Source organism: Maritimimonas sp. 2205BS37-2, from assembly GCF_056591755.1.
The window spans coordinates 1,131,664-1,153,758 of sequence record NZ_JBWQOI010000001.1; the positions used below are offsets into that span (position 1 = coordinate 1,131,664).

Consider the following 22,095-nt stretch of genomic DNA (forward strand, 5'->3'; position numbering starts at 1 on the left):
ACATGATATGATAGCTATAATGAGCGCCATGCGAGAAGAGCTTCAATTATTGATTGATCATCTAGAGAATGTTGAAACTGTTATTAAAGGGAAAAGACGTTATTTCATAGGAACCTTATTTGGTAAAGAGACTATACTTGTTTTTTCGCGCTGGGGTAAAGTGGCAGCGGCAACTACCGCCACACAGCTAATTAATGACTACGAATTAAATGAATTAATTTTCAGTGGTGTTTCAGGTGCTATTTCGAATGATTTAAACATTGGCGATATAGTAATCGGTGAAAAGTTGTTTCAACATGATGTTGACGCCTCTCCGCTATTTAAATTATTCGAGGTTCCACTGCTTAATAAGACATATTTTGAAGCAGATTCTAAAAAAAATCAAAAATTACTGAATGCCTCAAATGAATTTCTATATAATTTTAATTCAAAAATTTCAAAAAAAGAAGCAACCATTTTCGGTATAAAGAATCCTAAAGTAAGAATAGGTGATATTGCCAGCGGCGATCAATTTATCACTAGCAAATCTCAAATAAATTTTATAAATTCGAATTTGCAATCGGTTGTATGTGTTGAAATGGAAGGAGCCGCGGTTGCTCAGGTTTGCTATGAATACCAAATTCCTTTTTCTATTATTCGTATTATTTCAGATAATGCAAATGATAATGCACACATCGATTTTCAAAAGTTTTCTGAAAAAATCGCAGGGAAATATGCCTTGGAGATTTTAAAAAGATATTATAACTAATGCCTTATATTGAAAATTCAACATATGACCCTTCGTTTATATTTAAAAACGGACATGTAAACACCATGTATCGTGCTGTATTCTGTCATCCAGAATTGCAATATAATAGAAGACGTGTTGAATTAGATGACGGAGATTTTATTGATTTAGATTTTTCTACAATCGGATCAAAAAAAATGGTTTTATTAATCCATGGATTAGAAGGAAGTTCTAATTCTTCTTACATGATATCGCTAACCAATGAATTAAATAAAAATGGGTATGATGCTGTTTCTATGAATCTTAGGGGGTGTAGTGGTGAATCGAATAGATTGTTTAGTTCTTATCATAGTGGAAAAACTGAAGACATTGAAGAGGTTTTCAATTACATACAACAGCATTGTGCATATGATGAATTTCATATGGTTGGTTATAGCCTTGGAGGAAACTTAACCTTAAAATATTTAGGAGAAAAAGATAGACCACATATTAATACCGGAATTGCTATTTCTACTCCATGTGATTTAGAGTCAACCGCTGCTAAAATGACTGCTGTTTCCAACAAGTTATATCTAAATGTTTTTCTAAAAACTTTAAAAGAAAAAGCACTGCAAAAGTCGATACAATTTCCAAACAGTTTTTTAAGCCGTGATTACATTCAAAAAATTAAGACTTTTAAAGAATTAGATGATTTCTATACCGCTCCAGCTAACGGATTTAAAAACGCCGAAGATTACTGGCACAAAGCGAGTTGTAAGCAATTTATTCCAACGATAAAAACTAAGTCGCTTCTAATAAATGCATTAGATGATCCTTTTTTCACCTCAGAAAGCTATCCAATTAAAGAAGCGAGAGATCATTCTTATTTTCACCTAGAAACTCCTAAGTATGGTGGTCATGTAGGTTTTATGACCTACTTTAACACAAGTAAATTACCCTGGTGTGAGCAACGAATTTTATCATTTATTCAAGATAGTAAATGATGCTCTAAATAATAATGATATAAGCAATATCTCATGCTATTCACTGTTATTTTAGATAGAATATGTGATATTTGCATAAATTGATTTTTTTGAAAAAATTACTGTATATCTTATTAATATCAACAATCTATGTTCAAGGACAAACAATTCGTGGATTCTCCAATGAATTCTTAAATATTGGAGTAGATGCCTCGGCTTTCGGAATGGGTAAGGCGGTAGCAGCCGCTACAAATGATGTAAATGCAATTTACTGGAATCCAGCCGGATTAGTAGGTATTACAGATTATCAAGGCGCTTTAATGCATGCCGAATATTTTCAGGGTATTGCAAAATATGATTATGTGGCTTTTGCAAAACCCATAGACAATCAAAGCACCATTGCAGCTTCCGTAATTAGATTTGGAGTCGACGATATTTTAAATACAACCAATCTCATAGTTGATGGTACTATTGATTATAATAGAATAAGCTTATTCTCGGCGGCCGATTGGGCCGTAAACATAGCCTACGCTCGTAAAATCAATTTATGGTCAAAAAATTTCAATATCGGTGCTAATGCAAAAGTTGTAAGACGGCGCATAGGTGATTTTGCTTCGTCTATTGGTTTTGGCATCGATGCCGGATTGCAATATTCATCTAAGAATTGGCAATTTGGGTTAATGATTCGAGATATAACAACTACTTTTAATGCGTGGTCTTTTGATAATGATGAACTTGACAAGATCATTGCCATTTATGATGATTTCAACAATGATTTATTAAATGATGGAGATCCTACAAATGATGATCAGGTAATACCAACAGTTACTCCAGAAAAACTTGAGATTACAAAACCAAAAATGCAATTAGGGGTAGCAAGAAAATTTAAAATAGCTCGTGATTTTGGTTTACTAACAGAACTTGATTTAAATATTCGATTCACCGAAACTAATGATTTAATATCGTCTTCTTTTGCAAGTATTACTCCCTCTTTTGGATTTCAAGCTGATTATTTAGATATTGTTTATTTACGTGGAGGGATTAATAATTTTCAAAATGAGACAAGTTTTAACGGCAGTGAGTCATTGACCATAGAACCTAATTTTGGTGTAGGCTTTAAATATAAAGGTATTCAGGTTGATTATGCACTTGCCAATATTGGAGGTGCAAGTGGTACATTATATTCAAATATCTTCTCCATTAAAGTTGATTTTAGCTATTTTAGATAAATGAAGAAACTTCTCTTTTTAGTATTATTCTTAACTCTTGGAAATTTATCAATTTCACAACAAGCAACCTTATCTGAAAATGCTGAAATTAGTATGATTACAGTTGGATCAGGGGAGAATTTGGTTGACTCTTTTGGGCATAGTGCCATTAGAGTAAAGGATAGGTCATTAGGAATTGACATTGCCTATAACTACGGTACTTACGATTTTAATGCTCCTAATTTTTACGGAAATTTTGCAGAAGGAAAGTTATTATACATACTGGGAATTAATAGATTTCATAATTTTTTGAGATATTATGTTAATCAAAATAGATCTGTAAAGGAACAAGTTCTGAACTTAACTTTAAGAGAGAAACAAGACTTTTTTAATTATCTTCAAAATAATGCTAAGCCAGAAAACAGAGGCTATTTGTATGATTTTTTTTATGATAACTGCGCAACTAAACTTCGCGACGTTTCTGAAAATGTTTTAAAGGATAAGGTAACTTTTGATTATAGTTTTGCAGACCAGTACGATTATACTTTGCGTGGTCTTATTCATAAACATACCGAAGCGCAGCCTTGGGGTGAGTTAGGAATCGATCTTGCTTTAGGTTCTGTTATCGATAGAAAAGCAAAATCTGAAGAATATATTTTTCTACCCGAATACATTTATAAGGCATTTAGCATCGCTAAGATTGAAAACGAAGGCGAGCTGAAACCGCTAGTGAAGAAGAATAATATTCTTTTTAAACCCAAGCCTAAAGAACTTTCCTTTATTTATGGGCCTATAGTTTTATTTGCCTTAATAGCATTGTTGATAGTATACACAACCTTTAAAGATTTAAAGAAGGCTAAAAGAAGTAAATGGTTAGATTTTTTTCTGTTCTTTATTACAGGAGTTTTAGGAATTTTTATGCTACTGCTATGGTTTGCCACCGATCATACTGCAACAGTCAAAAATTATAACATTTTATGGGCTTTTGCGCCTAATGTTTTCGTTGCCTTTTTACTTCTAAAAAAAGAGCTTAAACCTTGGCTAAAAAACTATTTACTCGCCGTTTTGCTATTATTAATTGCAACAGTAGTGATTTGGATATTAAAAATACAGGAATTTAATATGGTTGTAGCACCTATTTTGATGATGCTTTCGGTGAGGTATCTATTTTTAATGAAAAAAATAAAAGGCTAAACTACTTTATCCAGTTCTTCAAATTCTGAATTGTTTGAGATATATTCAGGCACAATACCTTTTAATTTCATAACAATGTCTACTTTATCCTTTTCATCCAATTTGGCAAGGTCAACGATTTTTTTCTTAGATAAAAGGTAGTCCACGTTTTCCACCTTAGCAATCATTATTTTACTATTGTAAGTTGGAATAGTATTTTCTTTATTCGTAAGTAATTCTTCATATAACTTCTCACCTGGACGTAATCCTACAATTTCAATATCAATATCTTCCGGATAACGCAATCCTGAGAGGTTGATCATTTTTTTCGCTATATCGAATATCTTAACGGATTCTCCCATGTCAAATACAAAAATCTCCCCTCCTTTTCCCATTACTCCAGCTTCAAGAACTAATTGGCACGCTTCAGGAATTGTCATGAAATACCTAGTGATTTCTTTATGTGTAACTGTTAAAGGTCCGCCTTCCTTAATTTGTTTCTTAAATAGTGGTATTACAGAACCATTTGAACCAAGTACATTACCAAATCGCGTAGTAACAAACTTGGTTTTACTTTCTTTATTTAAACAACTGGCATAAATTTCTGCTACACGTTTCGTAGCACCCATTACATTCGTAGGATTTACTGCTTTATCTGTAGAAACCATTACGAACTTCTTCACCTTATACTTAACCGCTAAATCCATTAAAACTTTCGATCCAAACACATTCACTTTAACTGCTTCATACGGATTATCTTCCATTAATGGGACATGTTTATAAGCGGCTGCATGGAAAACAATATCAAAATCAAATGAGCTAAAAATTTCATTCAGCCGTTCTTTATTACGAATATCTGCTATAATCGTAGAATAATTCTTGATTTTGTTACGTAAAAATGTTTGCTGAACGTTATATAAATCGGATTCCGCCTGATCTAAAATCACTAAATGCTTATAATTATAATTGCTAATTTGTCTGGCTATTTCACTACCGATTGATCCGGCGGCTCCAGTAATTAGAATTGTTTTGTTATTAAGTTCTTTTTGAAGTATAGGGTTACTTATTTTTATCGGAGATCTATCTAAAAGATCTTCAATTTTAACCTCAGTAATTTGTCCAATACTTAAGTCTCCATTTATCCATTTATCAACAGAAGGAACAATTTTTACCTTTACCGGAAGTTCTATTAATGAATCTACAATTTTCATTAAATTGTAAGAATTAATATTCTGAATAGAGACTATAACTTCTTTTACATTTTTATTTTCAATAAATCCTTTGGTAACATTTTTCGGAGGAAAAACTTTTACCCTATTGTATTTTTTGCCGATTTTATTTTTATCATCATCAATAAATCCAATAACGTTATTATTGTTATTTAAATCATTGCTTAGCGTAGCATAGGTCAACAGACCAGAATCACCTGCACCATAAATAAGTGTATTGACTGGTGGTTTATAAGCCATCAGCACTCGTTGTACAAATCGCTTAAAAATAAATCTACTTGCTATAAGTACTATAATATTGAGTAAATAATGAACAACTATTACACGAAAAGGAACGGCAAATCTGTTTGTGAAATTATATTCTCTATCCAAAGAAGTTATTAGTAGTAATATACCAAATAAGATACTAACACCATAAAAAACATTTAAGGCATCTTTCATACCTGTTTGTCTTACAGTACCCTTATAAGACCCTACAAGTAAAAAACTAATGGTGGCTAAAATTGTTATTAAAACGATTTGAGCAAAGAAACCAAATTGTTGAAAGTTTAGGTTGAAATTAAAGTTGATAAGATAAGCACCAATAAAAGCTTGAACAACTAGAAAAATATCTATAAGTAATACTACCCATCGAGATACATTTCTATCAATTCCTTTTCTGAAGAGCCTATTAAGCATAGATCTTTTTCATTAATTTTATACAAATGTCGTAATTATCTATTAATTAGACATTATATAAATCAAAACGTTTAAAACGCAAATTTAATTGTTTTTACAATTCTTTCTTTTTGAATATCAGTTAAGTTAGACCCGCTCGGTAAGCATAGGCCTTTTTCAAATAAATCTTCAGAAACCCCGTTTGTATATTTAGGATAACCTTCAAAGATTGGTTGCAAGTGCATTGGTTTCCATAATGGACGAGATTCTATATTTTCTTTTTCTAACACTAACCTAATTCTTTCTCTTGTTTCCAAACTATCGGTTATAACTGTTGTTAACCATCTATTTGAAAAAAAACCAGTTGGCTCATCAATAAAAGAAATTTCATCAATGCTTGACAATTCTTTTTTATAGAACTCAAAATTTTTCCTCCTAGCTCTCACTCTTTCATTTAAAACTTCTAACTGTCCTCTTCCAATTCCTGCAACAATATTTGACATTCTATAATTATATCCAATATGTGAATGCTGGTAATGAGGCGCACTATCTCTGGCTTGTGTAGCTAAAAAGGTGGCTTTCTTACAATATTCAGGATCATTAGCTATTAGCGCTCCACCACCTGAAGTTGTAATGATTTTATTTCCATTAAATGAAAAAATTCCTAGCTCACCAATTGTTCCCATAGCCTTCCCGTTATAGGTTGAACCAATAGCTTCAGCTGCATCTTCTATGATTGGAATCCCGTACCTTTCAGATATTGCAAATATTTCTTGCATTTTCGAAGGCATTCCATACAAATGCACTAAAATGATAGCTTTTGGTTTCTTGCCTTTCTCTATTCTATCTTTAATTGCTCCCTCCAATAGTTCAGGAGACATATTCCAGGTATCTTCCTCCGAATCTACAAAAACAGGAATAGCGCCTTGATATCTTATTGGATTGGCTGAGGCGGAAAAAGTAAATGAAGAACATATTACCTCATCATTTTCTTTAACCCCTAATAAAATCAAAGCCAAATGTATTGCCGCCGTGCCCGAACTTAAAACTGCACAAGCTTTAGAATTTGTATATTCACAAATCTCTTGTTCAAACCCGTTTACATTTGGACCAAGAGGGGCAACCCAATTGGCATCAAACGCTTCTTTAATATATTTCTGTTCCTCTCCAGTTAAATGCGGGGATGACAACCAAATTTTTTCTTTCATAAGCTTCCTTATAACCTATATTAAAGTAAGTAAATGTTCAACAATTCTTTTAGAAGTATTCCCATCCCATAAATTAGGGATTCCTCCAGTTTTCCATTTACCGCCATGCAATTTTTCCATATAGGGGGCAATGTTTTCAGGCGCAGTCCCAACAAGTTCATTCGTTCCAACTGTAACCGTTTCTGGACGTTCAGTATTATCTCTTAATGTCAAACATGGTATTTTCATTACGGTAGTTTCTTCTGTAATTCCTCCAGAATCGGTTATTACAGCAAAAGAATTTTTCACTAAAAAGTTAAATTCTAAATAACCCAGTGGTTCAATCACATGCAAGTTGGAAGCTTCAATACCAACATTTTCCAAAATTTTTACTGTTCGAGGATGCACTGGGAATACTATCGGCATTTTACGCGCCCCTTTTACAATCTCATCAACCAAATATTTAAGTTTTTTCTCTTCATCAACATTAGCCGGTCTATGAAGTGTCATTACAAAGTATTTTTTAGGCTCTAGACCAAGAAATTGATACGCCTTAGGTTTTTTGAATCTTGAAATATTCTTTAATAAAGTGTCAATCATTGTATTACCCACATACTTTATTTTGTCTTCAGTATGTCCGAGCTTTTTTAGATTCTCATTGGCTACTTCACTTGTTGTATAAAAAATATCCGTAATCGAATCAGTAACCATACGATTAATTTCTTCTGGCATGGTCAAATCATTAGAACGGATTCCTCCTTCTACATGAATTACCCCCATATTTAATTTTTTAGCTGCTATACTACATGCCATAGTTGAGGTTACATCGCCAACTACCAAGCACCAATCGGCGGGTTCCTCCAAGAGCAGTGACTCATATCGTTTCATTATCCGTCCAGTTTGAACCGCTTGAGTGGCCGAACCTACTCCAAGATTAACGTGAGGCTCTGGGATACCTAACTGTTCAAAAAAATTACCAGACATTTTTTTATCATAGTGCTGACCAGTATGTATTAATCTATATTGAATTCTATCTTTTACTTTTTCGAGCTCATCGATAATTGGTGCAATTTTCATAAAATTTGGTCTTGCCCCTGCAATAATATCTAGTTTCATAACCTAAGTAAATAGTTCGTTTTCTTTCAAAATCATGGGTAACTCATCTACATCTCTTAAAAAAATTAAATCTTTTTCAAATTCATAAACTTTGAAATCATTATCGAGATTTTCATTTTCTAATAACAGTTTTAACGTGTCAGCTGGAAAATTTGCTCCTCCAGCAGCGAAACATTGCGTAAAAGCTACATGGCGAACATTAACTTCAGTAATAAGTGGTTTACCATGCAAATCTTCTTTAAAATCAACTGTAAAAAAACCGTGTTTCTGAGCACCCGTATGCTTGAACATTAAATTCATGGCTTTACTAGCTTCATCTACAATATTTGATTCATTCAATAATCTTCCAAAAGAAGTATTACCGGTAATTCCAGACGGCGCTACTTTAGCCATAATATAATTAACGCGTTCAGCTACTGCCGCTCTTAACAACTTACCTTCGTAATACAATAACTTACAGGCAAGGTTTCTACCAGGTAAGTATTCACTAGCCAAAAATTGTTTAACATTTGGGTTTATTTGAATCCAATTCTTTAAAGAATTTATATCATGTATTTGCAGCGATCCAAGCCCACTAGATCCACTCGTGCTTCTTACCCAATACGGATAACCTAAAGCATCCCCAATCTCCCTTAATTTTTCTTCTTTTCTTGAAAATGAAATTGATTTTGGAACAATATTAATCTCTGAAAGTATGCTTGTCATCTTAGCTTTATCAACTAAAAATTGAGCCAGATTATGATCTGGTAACAATACCTTACAAGGTAATTTACTTTGTTCTTTTCTTTTACTCCATTCCAAAACTTCTAATTCTGGTAGAACTACTGCTACTTCAATTTCATGCTTTTTAATAATCTCTTCTATGGCATCCCAGTAATTAGCATCCGAAGCTTTTGGAATAAGATACGAATACTTAAAAAGATTCTTTTGATATAATCCGATAGAAAGTGAATTAATATCAGTACCTATAAATTCAATATCTTTCAAATTACTATAGTTTTTAATCGCTTTTACAAAGCTTCTGGGGGTTGGGCCTCCCACTCCGGTAACTAATACTTTCATTTTTCTCTAAAGTTCTTTCATATGTTTTTCTAAAACAGGCTTAAGCCCCTTTTGAGCTGGTAACTGCCATAAAAGTTTACACCAATCATGATTTCCTTCCAGTAATTCAGGGCCATAATTAGTTATGGCAACATCCCAGCCAATGGATTTGTTTTCTGGATGCAGTAACGCCGCTTCTTCCACCATTTGTAAAGATTCTTTCCAATAAGGAATCTGAAAATCAATAATTTTTCGGTTCGTTATCGGATGCTTTACTAAAGGTTTTTTAGTAATATCACTAAAAACGGCTTCTCCATCAACAATACCTGTTTCTAAATTTATTGGTGCAGCCATATTACCAGCAGCTAAATTATCAATTGACGAATTTATAGTAATTCTTAGTCTAGCTCCTAAAATTTCAACTTGATCTTTTTTATTTATTTGAGTTATGATTCTTATTGTATTGAGCCCCGATGGAGATAACCTATTTAAATCATTATGTTGCTCTATATATTCTTCTACAAAATCATTACCGGTTTCTTTTAACCTTTTTAATAATGAATCAAGTGTAAAATCACTAACTTTTTTTACTTCGACACCGTTACCACATTGCCCTTTAGAATCTTTTAATACGATTTTACCAGATTTGTTATTAATAACAGAATCAATCTTCTTTTTATTATCTAAATCAAGAATTGTAAAATAGCTATGTTTTACATATGGTGCGTACTTTTCTAAGAAAATCAATTTATCCTCTAATAAATACCTACTCTCTTGAGGGTTCATTATTTTTTGATATTCATACATATAACCCGTGCCCGCATATGATAATTTTTCCTCTTTAGTAGCTTTATAATACTTAAAATAAAAATATTCTAAAATAGATGTATTATATCGTATAGAATCCGAAATGCTTCTCTTCCATAAAACCAATTTCGAAATTCCTTCTTTCTGATTAACAAATTTCATGAATTTATTGAGTTTGACCCAATCTAATTCTTTGAAATAATATACCAAGTATAGAAATCTTTTTAACATAATTAATTACTACCATTAAAAGGTTGCATAGGTCTATTATCTGATTGATTAACTCCTTCTTTTTTAATCACTTTTAAAAGGGTTAACCATAATATTTTTACATCAAGTAAAAATGAGATGTTATCAATATAATAGATGTCATATTCAAACTTTTTTGTCCACGAAATACTATTTCTTCCATTTACCTGAGCCCATCCGGTTATTCCAGGCTTCACTTTATGTCTCCTTTTTTGATCTTTATTAAATAAAGGTATATACTTAAACAATAAAGGTCTCGGTCCAATCAAACTCATATCTCCTTTTAAAACATTTACCAACTGTGGTAGCTCATCTAAAGATGTGTTGCGAATAAAAGCCCCAAATTTAGTAATTCTTTCCTTGTCGGGAAGTAGATTTCCATTTTCATCCTTGGCATCGGTCATAGACTTGAACTTAATCACTTTTATTTCTTTTTCGTCTTTACCTGGCCTTGCTTGAAAAAAAAATGGTGAGCCTTGATTCTGAACTAAAAGAATAGCTATAATCAGAACAAGAGCGGGTAATAAAGCTACTAGCAATGTTAGGCTTACTAGAAAATCGACAATCCTTTTGATAAAGTTTCTATACATATTTTGTTTTACTTTGTACTATCAAATCACCCAATTCATCTGAAGACATAAATTCTACATCTGGCCATCTAGCAACTATTTTTTTGAGCAACTCTTGTAATGCATCAATCCCTTTTTTTCTATTTTTAGGGTCTATGTGTCCGCAAAAATTTACTCTATGCGAACTTATAATGGCCGGTTTGTTCCAGAAAAAAGCAGTTTCTATTTGCCTTAAAGCATAATTTACCCAATTAAAACTTCTCTTATTAATTGGCTCAAAAACTACATTACGTACTTGATATACCATACCCAAGGTGTTTTTCTTACCTGTGTAATTATAAACTCTAACATATTTTCCTTCCCCTCGATGTTCATGTTTTATTAAAGGTGTATCTAAATATTTTATTCCACAATTATATAGGTATTTATGTATGATTGAATGTTCTCTTCCTCCCGGCGGGTTGAAATGAGTTGATTTATAACCAAAAACATTTTCGAATTGATTCAATCCATCTTCAATAATATATTTAAACTGTTTATTTTCTTCCAGTTTTGAAAAAGAAAATGCAGCCGACCGTTTTATTGTTGAGTACCCTGTGTCTAAAAATCCTGTAAATGATCTATTTTGAAGAGCAATTATAACTTCTCTATTTTTCGATTTTAAACTCTCTTCGAAAACCTTGAGATTAAAATGCTCTCTACCATGAAATTGCGGTTTCATTAATCCTTGTTCAATTCCTTCCTTCCACAACTTCCAGGTGCCTGAATATGCATTTGGGTGCTTTAATGCCAATTTTTCAAAAGTAACAGGTAGTAATTCATAAACATATTTAGAATAACCATTTTGTTTCATGGCTTCAAAATCAATATTACATGGAAGTGAAAACGGAGTAAAAATGGCGGGTTTGTTATTTCTATCTTTCACCGATGTTAATACGTCAAATAGCATATTCAAATCTTCAGTGTTTTCTAAAGTGTCAAAGTTATCGAAGGTCGGACCAACAGCCTTAACACCCATTTTATCCATATTTTCCCTTGCTTTTTTACTATCTAAACGAACATTACCATAGTCATCTACAGAAATAACTATAATCTTACGTTTGGTCCTCCAACCATATATGTTTTTTATATGATTTAGTATATCTTGCTTCATCCAAGGTCATTATAAGATTTAATCATTTTAGATGCATTGTTTCTTTTAAAATTCATCGATGCTTTACTACTATTTTCAGATAAAAGTTTATAATATTTTTTATCGTTGTATAATTTTAGAATGTATTCAGTTGCTTTATCTAACTCTTTTTCTGTAAAGCATTTAGCGTTAAGATATTTTTGAGCATAACTATTTAATTCGGAGTCTGCCGCAGCTATATATAAAGAAGGTATGCCAAAGCTCATTAAATTATATGTTTTACTCGGAACGCTTCCTTTTGAAGTTTTTTCATCTAAAATTACTATTCCTACATCAGCAGCAGATAACGAATATGGAAACAAATCATCTGATTGAAAAGGTAAAAAGTAACAGTTTTCCAACTGTTTTTCTTCAACCATTCTTTGTAATTTTTTCTTACGTGGACCTCTTCCAATAATCTGAAATAGTATATCATCATCATCAGCCATTTTTTCAGCAAGAGTAATCATCACTTCTACTTTGTGAGTTAAACCGATATTTCCAGAATATTGTATTACAAACTTGTTTTGCAAATTATGATTTTTCACAAAAGGATTATTTTCTTTGGAAATCTTAATATTTTCCTGAAATATAGACCAGATTGGTTGCACAATTATTTTTTGTTTATCTACATATTTAGACAATAAATTGGCCATTTCGTCTCCAATTGTAAAAAGTTTATGAGCCTTTCTAAAAGAATATTTATTTAATTTGCCCCATAATTTGTAGACTGGATGCGTTTCTGCCATTCCTGTAATCTTAAAAACATCAGGATATACGTCCCATATTAACATGCTAAATCTATTAGGAACTAATAAATTAAGTAAATAAGCCATAGGAGGCACCGACACAAAAAAGACTTCATGTTTTCTGTATTTGGTTCTTAACAAAAAATAAATTTTGAAAAGAGCTCTTATATATATTAGGAGTTTTGTTACCCCATGCTCTTCCTTCCATTTATTTATATATGTTACCTTTATTTTTTCATTAAGATCTTCTCCCTGGCTATGAACACTTCCTGTAACAAGTGACACTTCAGAAAACTTATTGGCAAATTCGTTGCAAATTCCTATAGTTAAATAGTTAACAGCCTGATTGACTACCACAACTTTTCGATTATTCTCTTTAGACTCCAAGTTCATCATTGTCAATCAAAGTTTTACAAATGTCAAGATATTGTTTTGCTCTATTCTCAGCAGAACCAAAAATACTTAATCTATCAGTGCCTTTTTTTATTAAATTTTTCTGAAGTTTATCTGAATCTACCAATTCAATAATTTTATTCGCTATATCAGAAGCGTTCATAGGATCAAAGTATATAGCAGCTTCTTTACAAACGGTATGAGCAAACCCAAAATTACTAGTAACAATTGGTTTTTTCATTTTCATCGCTTCAACATATGAAGCAGAAAAACATTCTAATAAAGTAGGTAGAAACATAGCATCACATTCAGAATATAATGATGGTGCATCTTCTATTTTAACTGGACCAACATTAATAAGATTCGCATTATTAATCTCTTGAGTAAGTAAAGAGAAATCCTCCTTAGGTAAGGTAACGATAAACTTAATCTTTAAATTGTCTTTATTTAATTTTTCTATTATTTTAGGAATAATACGTAAATTTTTATGTGGATACCATGCTGAAAGTGTTAAGAATCTAAATTCACCGGGTTTTCTTTCTTGAAGCCTCTTTTGAGACTTTTTAATTTTTAGAAAATGAGTATTTATCGTATTATGAACTGTATATACCTTTGACTTATTTAAAAATTTCTTAACTCTATGATTTACGTCTTCTGTTTGTACAACTAAAGCATCAGCATCCCTTTTAAACACATACTTAGCATAGATTTTCATTCCTGTCCACCACAATTTTCTTTTATAAGGTATTGTATTAAAGTAGGGGGATTCTGGGTATATATAATGTGGGATATTATAACCCATCAAATGAGGAACTTTAGGTTTCCAATATGAAGGGCCTGAGGTTGTGAATACAATATCTGGTTTCCATTCTTTCTCAATTTTTTTAAAAAAATTGTTATGCGATTTTAACTTGAATACCGCAGTAGCTGGTCTAAAAGGAGCTATATAAAAAGAAAAATTCTCTGGGAATTCGTCTTCAACAACCATTTTATTAAGTGTAACGCTTAACACCACGTAATATTGGTTAGTGTCAAACTTTTTACACTCCTCTATAAATGACTTAGCAACCTGAAGCCCTCCTCCTTTAAAAGTGGAAGCCGTATTAATTAAAATTCTCAATTTGTAATTACTTTTAAAAATTTCTCTGAAATAACATTGGAATTATATTTTTTACTGTTTTCAATAGCCCTTAACCCCATGTTTTGCCTCTTTTTATTGTTATTTATCAAGAATTTAAGTTTTTCATAAAATAAAGAGTCATTAAATAATGGTATAATAAAACCATCTTCTTTATTGGTAATTATTTCTGAAGGACCTGCAACGCAATCATAAGCAACTACTGGTAGTCCTGCTGACATTGCTTCAACAATTACATTTGGAAAACCCTCAGAACTAGAGGTAAAAGCAAATATTTTGCTTTTCGCGTAATAATTCATTACATCCTTTTGATTACCGGTTAAGATTACTTGATTCTCTAATTTTAAATCCTCTATAATTTTCTCTAATTTTTCTTTTACATTTTGTTTCTTCGAGTTTCCTCCAACAATCACTAGTTTCCAATTGTATTCATATAATTTTGAGAAAATTTTAATCAATCTATCAAAATGTTTTGTCTCAATTAATCTTCCAACGGTTAAGATTATATTTTCTCTCTTAACATTTTGAAGAGGTTTTGCTTCCTGAACTGGATTCTCGATTACACTAATATCTAAATTTCTAATTTTTTTTTTATAAATTCTAGCAGCTTTTTCAGTTTGAACAATTAAACCATTAGCCCTCGGGTACAAATATTTTCTTAAAATGTTTTGAGTTTTACCTAAATCTTTAAAAGGTGTACTGCGATCAGCTATATAAACAGGTACTTTTAAGTTTAAAGTGGCCAACAGAACTAAATTATTCCAATACTCTCCAAAACTTAAAACTGTATCTGGTTCCAAATTTTTTATTTTTTTTCTTAAAAAATAAAGTGTTTTTAATGTTGAAATTATACGAAGTTTATTATTAAACTTAAAACTAGGTCTATGAACAGCTATATTGGAGTCCAAAGAGTAAAAAATATCCCTTTCAATTCCATATAAAATAATGTGTATTTCATAATCTTTTTTTGTAGCCAATTGATTAGCTAAAACTGAGGCAACTCTTTCCATGCCACCAACTTTTAACGAATGAATTACAATTAAAATTCTATTCATTATTATTTTTTATAGCTAATATTAAATCTTCAATCATCCAATTCTGGGGAGTAAAAGCTCCTTCATACCAATTTAAATTCTCATCCCAATAACCAGGGCATAAGTCATAAGCCTCAACTGCAAAACCATAACTAATTTCTACAATTAGCGGGTTATTACCTTCATCAAATACAAAATCATAAGCCAAGCACTGCGTATTTAATTTTTGAGATACCTGAAAAGATATTTCAATGCATCGTTGATCAAATTCTTTCTTTTCAAATCTTAATTCCCCTCCACCTGAGGCTCTAAAGTCTCCTTTTCTTACCATACGTTTTAACGCAAAAGCTTTTTTACCAATTACTATTATTCTAATATCATAGGTATTATTAGGTACAAAATCTTGGAAGTATACATATCCTCTCTCATAACCAATGGTTTTTGAAAACTCAGGCTCTACATAAAAGCGCACTATACCTCTAAAAACATCTTTAAGATCGGTCAAACCTAACTTGTATTTTCTCCACCTTTCTTTTAGGTTTGTTAAGGGTTTATAGAGCCTGAACCCTCTGGCAAAGGCCTTTTTTATATGCTTAACGGCCTGATGTTTCGTTTTTATCAATTTTACATTGGCAGAACCTGCTCCCTTTCTTAATTTAAATACCTTTGGAAAAGAAGTTTTCTCAACCCAATTCAATGCATCAGTTTTAGAATAAAACACGTATGATTTAACCAACGGGGCATTAACAGCTTCTAATAAATATTTTTGTCCGACTTTATCATCAAAATGCCAACCCGTATAAAAGTTTGGAAATACAGCGAGTCCTAATTTTTCTAAAGAAAATAATAATTCCTTTGCGAATAAAATATCTTCAGACTTCGAATGGCTATGATGCCAAAGAAAAGCGTCAAATTCTTTTAATTGCTGTATAATATCGTTATCATAGCAATTTACAATTTTATATCCGATATTATTTCTCTCGCAATAGGTTACCCACCTTCGGTGAAAACCATTTTTACTATTATGTATTGCTATTTTCATTTTTCAATTAAATCACCTAGTTCATCCGACGTCATAAATTCAACATCTGGCCAATTATTAACGATATTTGTTAATAAAGTTTTAAGTAAAACTAAATTATAATCCCTATTCTTTTCGTTAATAAAACCAATATAATTAATTCTATGAGATCCAATAATAGCAGGCTTTTTCCATTTAAAAGCAATTTTTATTCTATTCAAAGTTTTCTCAATTATTTGATTTTTATCTTTGGTAAGTGAAGGTTCAAAAAAAACATTTCTGATAAGGTAAGTTTGGCCAATTTTATTCTTGTTTCCTAAAAAATGTATCTTATTTACTAATTCATTCTTTTTTAGAATAGGCTTTTTTTGTAATCGGATACCTTGAATATATTTTACTCCTTTCTTTTCTAAAATATTCTCTACGTCATCATTCCACACATAAGATGGAGCTATAAAAGATTTTGATCTATACCCAAAAATATCATTAAATATATCTGCTCCATTTTGTATTCCATTTAATTTGGTTTCCAAATCGACGGTATTTCTAAAATCTAATGCCCTCATAAAATAATAATCTCTATTTTTAACTTTAGTGTTTTCTCTTAACCCCAGTAATCCATTATTAAAGGCAACCATAGTAATCGAGTCGTTAGATGCTAATTTGTTCAACCAAGCACTTGTATTTACATGATCTCTCCCATGAAATTGGGGGTGAAAAACCTCCGCGAGCATTCCCTGCTTCCAAATATTAAAAGAATTTGAATGCTTGGGGTATTTTTTTAAAGTATCTGTAAAAACTTCATAATGGTACTCTTGATAATGACAATCTTTAACCTTTTTAAAATCTGGATTAGCCACTATGGTATTTGCCGTTAGAACGGCCGAATTTTTATTTTTATCTTTTACAGATATAAGTGTTTCGAATAAATTGGACAAATCTTCAGCGCTAGCTAAAGAATCAAATCTATTATAATAATCATTCGTAGGTATGTAGCCTTGCTCATTTAATTTTCCAAATATGTCCCTCGAAGGCATACGGATACTCCCCCAATCATCACTTTCCAAAACGACAATTTTTCTATCGGTTCTCCAACCGGGAATATTATTGATGTTTAATCTAATTTTATCAGTTAAACTCATTTAATTAAATCGTTAAGTGACATATTGTTTCCAATACTAATTATTGCCATAATTGGGTTTCCAAGTATGGATGTTATGCTTGTTGAATAAAAACCTCTTCTAATAGACACTATTATAAAAAGTAAAAATACTGGAGCAAGATATTTAGTTAATTGTTTAAAATTATAATCTGAGTTAAATCTATCCAAATAAAATATTGCCAGTGTTAGTGCTAAGAAAAATGCAATATTCAAAAATCTAATTCCAGAAGGAATATGCATTAAAATATTCGCCAAAGTATACATTAATAATGTAATCGAAAGTAACCTTTTAAGCTCAAAGTTTAACATTATTTTCTTTTGAGCATAAAAGAACAAATAAGTCAATAGACCTATTAATCCCCAGCTCAGGGCTTTAGTTTTCCATACGACGTACCAATTTGAAGTATTGTTTAATAACCCTTCTCTATATTTATCTATCTCAGAATCCAGCAAATAACTTGAAGTTCTATCAGCCAATACGGGAGGTAAAAAACCATCAATGGTATCATTAACCGCTCCAATATTTATTTCAGATATTAAAAATGATAAAATAAAAAATGCAAAAAACAGTCTCACTCTATTACCCAAAATAGCATAAATTATAAAAACACCAATTGGAATTATATATGAAAAATGAACCCAAAATGAAAGAAAAACAAAAATTAATTTATTTTTTTTTCGCTCAAAAATAAATGGTAGTAATCCATAAATAAATATGTGAAAAGCTGTCCACATTCTAAAACCTCCAATTTGCCAAATAGGCATTACCAAAATCAATGTTAGCATAAGCATTTTGGTCAGTAGATTAAGCCTATTCTTTAATAAACTAAAAACATACCAGATATTTCTAGAAAAGAAATAACCAAAAATCAAGGCATATACCATAGTCAATATAGCTTGACTCTCGGTAAAACGTGAAACTGTATAAGATATAAGAATTCTCAAAACATCAATCTCGCCAGAATTCTTAAAATAATCAATGGCACCGTTAATTGTTAAGTTAGGTTGGCTATGCAATTGGCTTAGTTCATAAACATACCTATTAATATCACTTCCTTGAGATTCCCTCCCGATGGTAAAAGTTAAACCATAAAAAATACAAAATGCCCAAAACATATTTTTAGCATATGGCTTTGTGTATTCTTGAAACGATAAAATCATTGCTATAAATGGATTTATAAAAAACATAATCCATCTTATAAAAACATCTGACATAGATAAGATTAAATTAGATTTATAAATTTTTTGCAAACATTTTCAATTCTATATTGTTCTGGATTTTCAATTATTTTAGCATTTTTATAATTAGCGTCTAAGAATTCATTAATAATATCCCTGCTTAAATCACCTGTTCTAATGGACAAAATTGGTTTTTCAATGATTACATAATCTATTAACTTACTTGGAGTTTGTTTATCTCCTACATTCTCAAAATTAACCATAAAACTCATTTTACTTAATTCATAAAGTAGTTGGTTTCTTGGGAGAAAAGGTTTAATTCGAATTCTTCCCTTAGATTTTTTGATAAATGGCTCTACTAAACTAGTAGTCTTAGTGTATATATGAAATTCAAACTTTCTTTCTATAGAACACAAATAATCTAAGAATTCACTAGGATCTCTTCTACCTGGAATAAACATACCAGCATAACCAAAGATTGGAAAGGGCCTTTTATCCTTTTTTATGTCTCTTATTTGCACATCTTCAAAACGAAATCCTTGCGGGATAACTTTTATTTTAGAGTGAAATTCAGGGTAGTATCCATTAATCGAGCCATTGGTCGGTACCGTAATGTAATCAGCTTTACGCATAAACCATTTCTCAATATACTTGAAATAAAAAGGTTTATTAAAAGTATCATTTTCCTGTCCCATATAAGGGTCTCCACAATCGGCAATCCATTTTTTTGCCAGATTATTATTACAATTTTTAGACCACACTCTTGCAACACCCCAATGGATTGGGTAAGGCACTGCAATAGATATTAGAGCATCGTATTTGTGTTCCTGCCTAAGTTTATTTTTAACCAAACTTAAAAGTTCGATGTTGGGATACTCAAATAACAAACTTGAAAATCGTTTAATAATTCTTCTCAAATACAAGTTAATACCTGAACCTTTCAACTCAATTGATTTCCATTCTGGATTTCCCAAGTTTTTTATTATAACCCCATATTCAGATTCAAATTCATCATGATCTCTTATTTTTGGCGTCAACACCGTAACTAAATGTCCTTGTCTTACCAATTCTTTAGCTAACTCGGTAGTTCGAAAAGATCTTGGGGAGTTTTGAGGGTAAAAAGAGCGTGAAACAATAAGTATTTTTTTCTTTTCATTCATATTTACATGAATCATTTATGTGTTAGTGACAAAGATACCTAGTTAAATATGATAATAATATTTTATTATAATTAATCAATACTAACTTCAAATACTTTCATCCAATGTCCAAACATAATTAATCTCCAGTAAGAATAATTAAACTTTTCTTTTCCAGAAACAATTTCATCATAATATACCAAAGCATCATTTTTTATAATTCCTTTTGAATAATTAATACTCTGTTTCAATAATTCTCTAAACCTCTCTGTATATTCTTCTTTAACCCATCTTTCTTCTGGAGCAACATACCCCATTTTATCTTTACGTTCATAAATTTTCTCCGGTATTATATCAAGCATTGCTTCTAACAATATCCGCTTTGTTTTATTTGGAATATCAATATACTCAACTGGCAAACCATGGCAAAATTCAACTACACGGTGATCAAGAAAAGGAACCCTAGCCTCTAAAGAATGAGCCATTGAATTTCTATCTTCCCATCTTAAAAACATTGGCAATGGAGACTTGGTCAACTGACTTTTAGAAATAGTTTTATAACTCTTTATTTTAGATGGAATCTTTTTTAAAATTCCATTGTTAGTATTAACCAATAAGACTTTGTAATCAAGGCAAAAAAACCATCTTTTGGAATCTAAGGGATTATTGAATGACTTTCTATATTTTTTAGGAAATAGAGAAGAATATAGTATTCTTAATGAAGATCTTATTACCAAACTTGCGGCCTTCTTAGTTGAACAAGTAAATTCTTTTTTAACGTTATAAATATTAAGCGAATCTAAAGCCTTCTGTTTTTGTAGTTTTCTAAAAGCTCCATATCCTCCTAAATATTCATCCGCTCCCTGTCCGTTTAATAGAACGGTTATTCCATTTTCTCTTGCATTTCTATCAACCAAAAAAGCTAAGTAAGGGCTCAATGAACCTATCGGTTCATCCATCTGGAAAATAATATTATCAATATCAAAAAGTACTTCTTCAGGGCTCGGGGTTATGAAATGTGATTTTATTTTTCTTTGCTTAAGTACTTCATCAATCCATTTCTTTTCAGAATATTTTGAGTCACCATCAATTGCAGAAAAAGTATTTTGAATTTTGGTCATCCCTTGTTGATCAAGCAATTCGTTTACAACACAAGTAATAGAGGAAGAATCAAGTCCACCACTTAAAGTACACCCAACTTTTACATCTGCCCTTAAATGCATTTCAACGGATTCAAAAAACTTAGTTTTAAAAATACGTTTAGCCTCATTAAAAGTGCCCTTAAATTTTTCAATTTTAGGGTTATACCATTTAAAAGAATTTATTTTGTTCGTCTCCTCTGTTGGTCCAATATTTATACTCATTAATATTGCATGCCCAGGACTCAACTGATACACATTCTTAAACATGGTTTCATTAGTATGATCGGTCTTTGAATTATAGATATAATCAAATGCTCTTTGATGGTTAAGTGTTGGATTCCAATCTTTGGCAACGGTAAATTGTTTTATTTCACTACCAAAATAAAAATCTCCAGACTTTGAAGTCCAATAATATAGTGGCTTTATCCCAAAGCGGTCGCGCGCCAAAAATAGTTCATTCTTTTTTCCGTCTAAAATTGCAAAAGCAAACATGCCCATAAAACGATTTAGGCATCGTACTCCCCATTCTTTATAAGCAGCAAGGATAACTTCGGTATCGGTAGTAGTAAAAAAATTATGGCCTAATTTTTTTAGCTCTTCACGAATTTCAATATAATTATAAACTTCTCCGTTATATGTAATCCACAATTCTTCCGTCTTGTCACACATCGGCATATGTCCAGCGGGAGAAAGGTCTAGGATAGATAACCTACGATGTCCAAACGCTATTTTATAATTTCCAAATCTTTTTTCTTCTATTCGTTTTTTAGGTTTATAATTATACTGGCTTTGCCATGCTTCCTTATCAGTATCCTCGCTTCCATATATTACAGAGTTTAAGGCTTTATCGAAAAAAACAAACCCCTCATCATCTGGTCCTCGATGTTGAATAATTTGATTCATTTTAACAAAAGATAAGACGTCTACTCTGTTGTAACCCAAAACTCCACTTATACCACACATAAGCCTAAAAAATTATCATTCATTAAATTATTTATTATTTAAATAAACGGCAAAACTTTTTAAATCTTAACTACGATTT

At 31.3% G+C, this 22,095-nt stretch carries 19 protein-coding genes; 4 read left to right on the forward strand and 15 right to left on the reverse strand.

Translation table 11 applies throughout. The features are described 5' to 3' along the window. The first annotated feature begins 7 nt into the window (after window positions 1-7). The 4 genes from AC1EUU_RS05430 (at window position 8) to AC1EUU_RS05445 (ending at window position 4,091) form a co-directional block, all read left to right on the forward strand. Complete coding sequence (locus AC1EUU_RS05430) at window positions 8-748, forward strand: 5'-methylthioadenosine/adenosylhomocysteine nucleosidase (protein WP_480200365.1); 741 nt, start codon at window positions 8-10, stop codon at window positions 746-748. Beyond that, complete coding sequence (locus AC1EUU_RS05435) at window positions 748-1,710, forward strand: YheT family hydrolase (RefSeq protein WP_480200366.1); 963 nt, start codon at window positions 748-750, stop codon at window positions 1,708-1,710. Before AC1EUU_RS05430 ends, AC1EUU_RS05435 begins: the two co-directional genes overlap by 1 nt. 89 nt (window positions 1,711-1,799) lie before the next feature. After that, entirely contained in the window at window positions 1,800-2,918 is a 1,119-nt protein-coding gene (locus tag AC1EUU_RS05440) for a putative type IX sorting system protein PorV2 (RefSeq protein WP_480200367.1), read from the forward strand. Beyond that, window positions 2,919-4,091 carry a lipoprotein N-acyltransferase Lnb domain-containing protein gene (locus tag AC1EUU_RS05445; protein WP_480200368.1) on the forward strand — a complete coding sequence of 391 codons (1,173 nt, stop codon included), beginning with the start codon at window positions 2,919-2,921 and terminating at the stop codon, window positions 4,089-4,091. On the opposite strand, the gene AC1EUU_RS05450 is transcribed toward AC1EUU_RS05445, so the two are convergent. From AC1EUU_RS05450 to asnB, 15 genes are all read right to left on the reverse strand, one after another. Further along, window positions 4,088-5,977 carry a polysaccharide biosynthesis protein gene (locus AC1EUU_RS05450; RefSeq protein WP_480200369.1) on the reverse strand — a complete coding sequence of 630 codons (1,890 nt, stop codon included), beginning with the start codon at window positions 5,975-5,977 and terminating at the stop codon, window positions 4,088-4,090. The genes AC1EUU_RS05445 and AC1EUU_RS05450 overlap by 4 nt on opposite strands. Before the next feature lie 71 nt (window positions 5,978-6,048). Continuing rightward, window positions 6,049-7,164, reverse strand: coding sequence for a DegT/DnrJ/EryC1/StrS family aminotransferase (locus AC1EUU_RS05455; RefSeq protein WP_480200370.1), 1,116 nt, complete (start codon window positions 7,162-7,164; stop codon window positions 6,049-6,051). Window positions 7,165-7,179: 15 nt separating this feature from the next. Then, a complete protein-coding gene (wecB, locus tag AC1EUU_RS05460) occupies window positions 7,180-8,259 on the reverse strand; it encodes a non-hydrolyzing UDP-N-acetylglucosamine 2-epimerase (protein WP_480200371.1) in 1,080 nt (359 codons plus the stop codon). A 3-nt stretch (window positions 8,260-8,262) separates the two neighbouring features. Next, complete coding sequence (locus AC1EUU_RS05465) at window positions 8,263-9,321, reverse strand: ATP-grasp domain-containing protein (protein WP_480200372.1); 1,059 nt, start codon at window positions 9,319-9,321, stop codon at window positions 8,263-8,265. A 6-nt stretch (window positions 9,322-9,327) separates the two neighbouring features. Beyond that, a complete protein-coding gene (locus AC1EUU_RS05470) occupies window positions 9,328-10,269 on the reverse strand; it encodes a sugar-transfer associated ATP-grasp domain-containing protein (RefSeq protein WP_480200373.1) in 942 nt (313 codons plus the stop codon). 71 nt (window positions 10,270-10,340) lie between these two features. Continuing rightward, window positions 10,341-10,946, reverse strand: coding sequence for a sugar transferase (locus tag AC1EUU_RS05475; protein ID WP_480200374.1), 606 nt, complete (start codon window positions 10,944-10,946; stop codon window positions 10,341-10,343). Next, window positions 10,939-12,078 (reverse strand): polysaccharide (de)acetylase, encoded by a 1,140-nt coding sequence (locus tag AC1EUU_RS05480; protein ID WP_480200375.1) that lies wholly within the window; start codon window positions 12,076-12,078, stop codon window positions 10,939-10,941. The genes AC1EUU_RS05475 and AC1EUU_RS05480 overlap by 8 nt, the downstream gene beginning before the upstream one ends. Next, the gene (locus tag AC1EUU_RS05485; RefSeq protein ID WP_480200376.1) at window positions 12,075-13,241 is read right to left on the reverse strand and encodes a glycosyltransferase family 4 protein; all 1,167 of its coding nucleotides are present in this window, start codon (window positions 13,239-13,241) and stop codon (window positions 12,075-12,077) included. The genes AC1EUU_RS05480 and AC1EUU_RS05485 overlap by 4 nt, the downstream gene beginning before the upstream one ends. Further along, entirely contained in the window at window positions 13,222-14,358 is a 1,137-nt protein-coding gene (locus AC1EUU_RS05490) for a glycosyltransferase (protein WP_480200377.1), read from the reverse strand. Before AC1EUU_RS05490 ends, AC1EUU_RS05485 begins: the two co-directional genes overlap by 20 nt. Further along, window positions 14,355-15,431, reverse strand: coding sequence for a glycosyltransferase family 4 protein (locus tag AC1EUU_RS05495; RefSeq protein WP_480200378.1), 1,077 nt, complete (start codon window positions 15,429-15,431; stop codon window positions 14,355-14,357). The genes AC1EUU_RS05490 and AC1EUU_RS05495 overlap by 4 nt, the downstream gene beginning before the upstream one ends. Further along, complete coding sequence (locus AC1EUU_RS05500) at window positions 15,424-16,452, reverse strand: ATP-grasp domain-containing protein (protein ID WP_480200379.1); 1,029 nt, start codon at window positions 16,450-16,452, stop codon at window positions 15,424-15,426. The genes AC1EUU_RS05495 and AC1EUU_RS05500 overlap by 8 nt, the downstream gene beginning before the upstream one ends. Beyond that, the gene (locus tag AC1EUU_RS05505) at window positions 16,449-17,573 is read right to left on the reverse strand and encodes a polysaccharide (de)acetylase (protein WP_480200380.1); all 1,125 of its coding nucleotides are present in this window, start codon (window positions 17,571-17,573) and stop codon (window positions 16,449-16,451) included. The genes AC1EUU_RS05500 and AC1EUU_RS05505 overlap by 4 nt, the downstream gene beginning before the upstream one ends. Continuing rightward, complete coding sequence (locus AC1EUU_RS05510; protein WP_480200381.1) at window positions 17,570-18,808, reverse strand: hypothetical protein; 1,239 nt, start codon at window positions 18,806-18,808, stop codon at window positions 17,570-17,572. The genes AC1EUU_RS05505 and AC1EUU_RS05510 overlap by 4 nt, the downstream gene beginning before the upstream one ends. Window positions 18,809-18,816: 8 nt before the next feature. Further along, window positions 18,817-19,932, reverse strand: a complete 1,116-nt coding sequence (locus AC1EUU_RS05515) for a glycosyltransferase (protein WP_480200382.1) — start codon at window positions 19,930-19,932, stop codon at window positions 18,817-18,819. Between the two features lie 71 nt (window positions 19,933-20,003). After that, window positions 20,004-22,016: an asparagine synthase (glutamine-hydrolyzing) gene (asnB, locus tag AC1EUU_RS05520; protein ID WP_480200383.1), complete on the reverse strand. Its 2,013-nt coding sequence runs from the start codon at window positions 22,014-22,016 to the stop codon at window positions 20,004-20,006. Window positions 22,017-22,095 lie beyond the last annotated feature (79 nt).

Bases quoted from the DNA above. Each gene is read 5' to 3' on its own strand.
- AC1EUU_RS05500 (WP_480200379.1), bottom strand. From the start codon at position 16,452: ATGAAAATAGCAATACATAATAGTAAAAATGGTTTTCACCGAAGGTGG.
- AC1EUU_RS05465 (WP_480200372.1), bottom strand. From the start codon at position 9,321: ATGAAAGTATTAGTTACCGGAGTGGGAGGCCCAACCCCCAGAAGCTTT.
- AC1EUU_RS05495 (WP_480200378.1), bottom strand. From the start codon at position 15,431: ATGAATAGAATTTTAATTGTAATTCATTCGTTAAAAGTTGGTGGCATG.
- AC1EUU_RS05445 (WP_480200368.1), top strand. From the start codon at position 2,919: ATGAAGAAACTTCTCTTTTTAGTATTATTCTTAACTCTTGGAAATTTA.
- asnB (WP_480200383.1), bottom strand. From the start codon at position 22,016: ATGTGTGGTATAAGTGGAGTTTTGGGTTACAACAGAGTAGACGTCTTA.
- wecB (WP_480200371.1), bottom strand. From the start codon at position 8,259: ATGAAACTAGATATTATTGCAGGGGCAAGACCAAATTTTATGAAAATT.
- AC1EUU_RS05510 (WP_480200381.1), bottom strand. From the start codon at position 18,808: ATGTCAGATGTTTTTATAAGATGGATTATGTTTTTTATAAATCCATTT.
- AC1EUU_RS05435 (WP_480200366.1), top strand. From the start codon at position 748: ATGCCTTATATTGAAAATTCAACATATGACCCTTCGTTTATATTTAAA.
- AC1EUU_RS05450 (WP_480200369.1), bottom strand. From the start codon at position 5,977: ATGCTTAATAGGCTCTTCAGAAAAGGAATTGATAGAAATGTATCTCGA.
- AC1EUU_RS05455 (WP_480200370.1), bottom strand. From the start codon at position 7,164: ATGAAAGAAAAAATTTGGTTGTCATCCCCGCATTTAACTGGAGAGGAA.
- AC1EUU_RS05475 (WP_480200374.1), bottom strand. From the start codon at position 10,946: ATGTATAGAAACTTTATCAAAAGGATTGTCGATTTTCTAGTAAGCCTA.
- AC1EUU_RS05485 (WP_480200376.1), bottom strand. From the start codon at position 13,241: ATGATGAACTTGGAGTCTAAAGAGAATAATCGAAAAGTTGTGGTAGTC.
- AC1EUU_RS05470 (WP_480200373.1), bottom strand. From the start codon at position 10,269: ATGAAATTTGTTAATCAGAAAGAAGGAATTTCGAAATTGGTTTTATGG.
- AC1EUU_RS05430 (WP_480200365.1), top strand. From the start codon at position 8: ATGATAGCTATAATGAGCGCCATGCGAGAAGAGCTTCAATTATTGATT.
- AC1EUU_RS05480 (WP_480200375.1), bottom strand. From the start codon at position 12,078: ATGAAGCAAGATATACTAAATCATATAAAAAACATATATGGTTGGAGG.
- AC1EUU_RS05505 (WP_480200380.1), bottom strand. From the start codon at position 17,573: ATGAGTTTAACTGATAAAATTAGATTAAACATCAATAATATTCCCGGT.
- AC1EUU_RS05515 (WP_480200382.1), bottom strand. From the start codon at position 19,932: ATGAATGAAAAGAAAAAAATACTTATTGTTTCACGCTCTTTTTACCCT.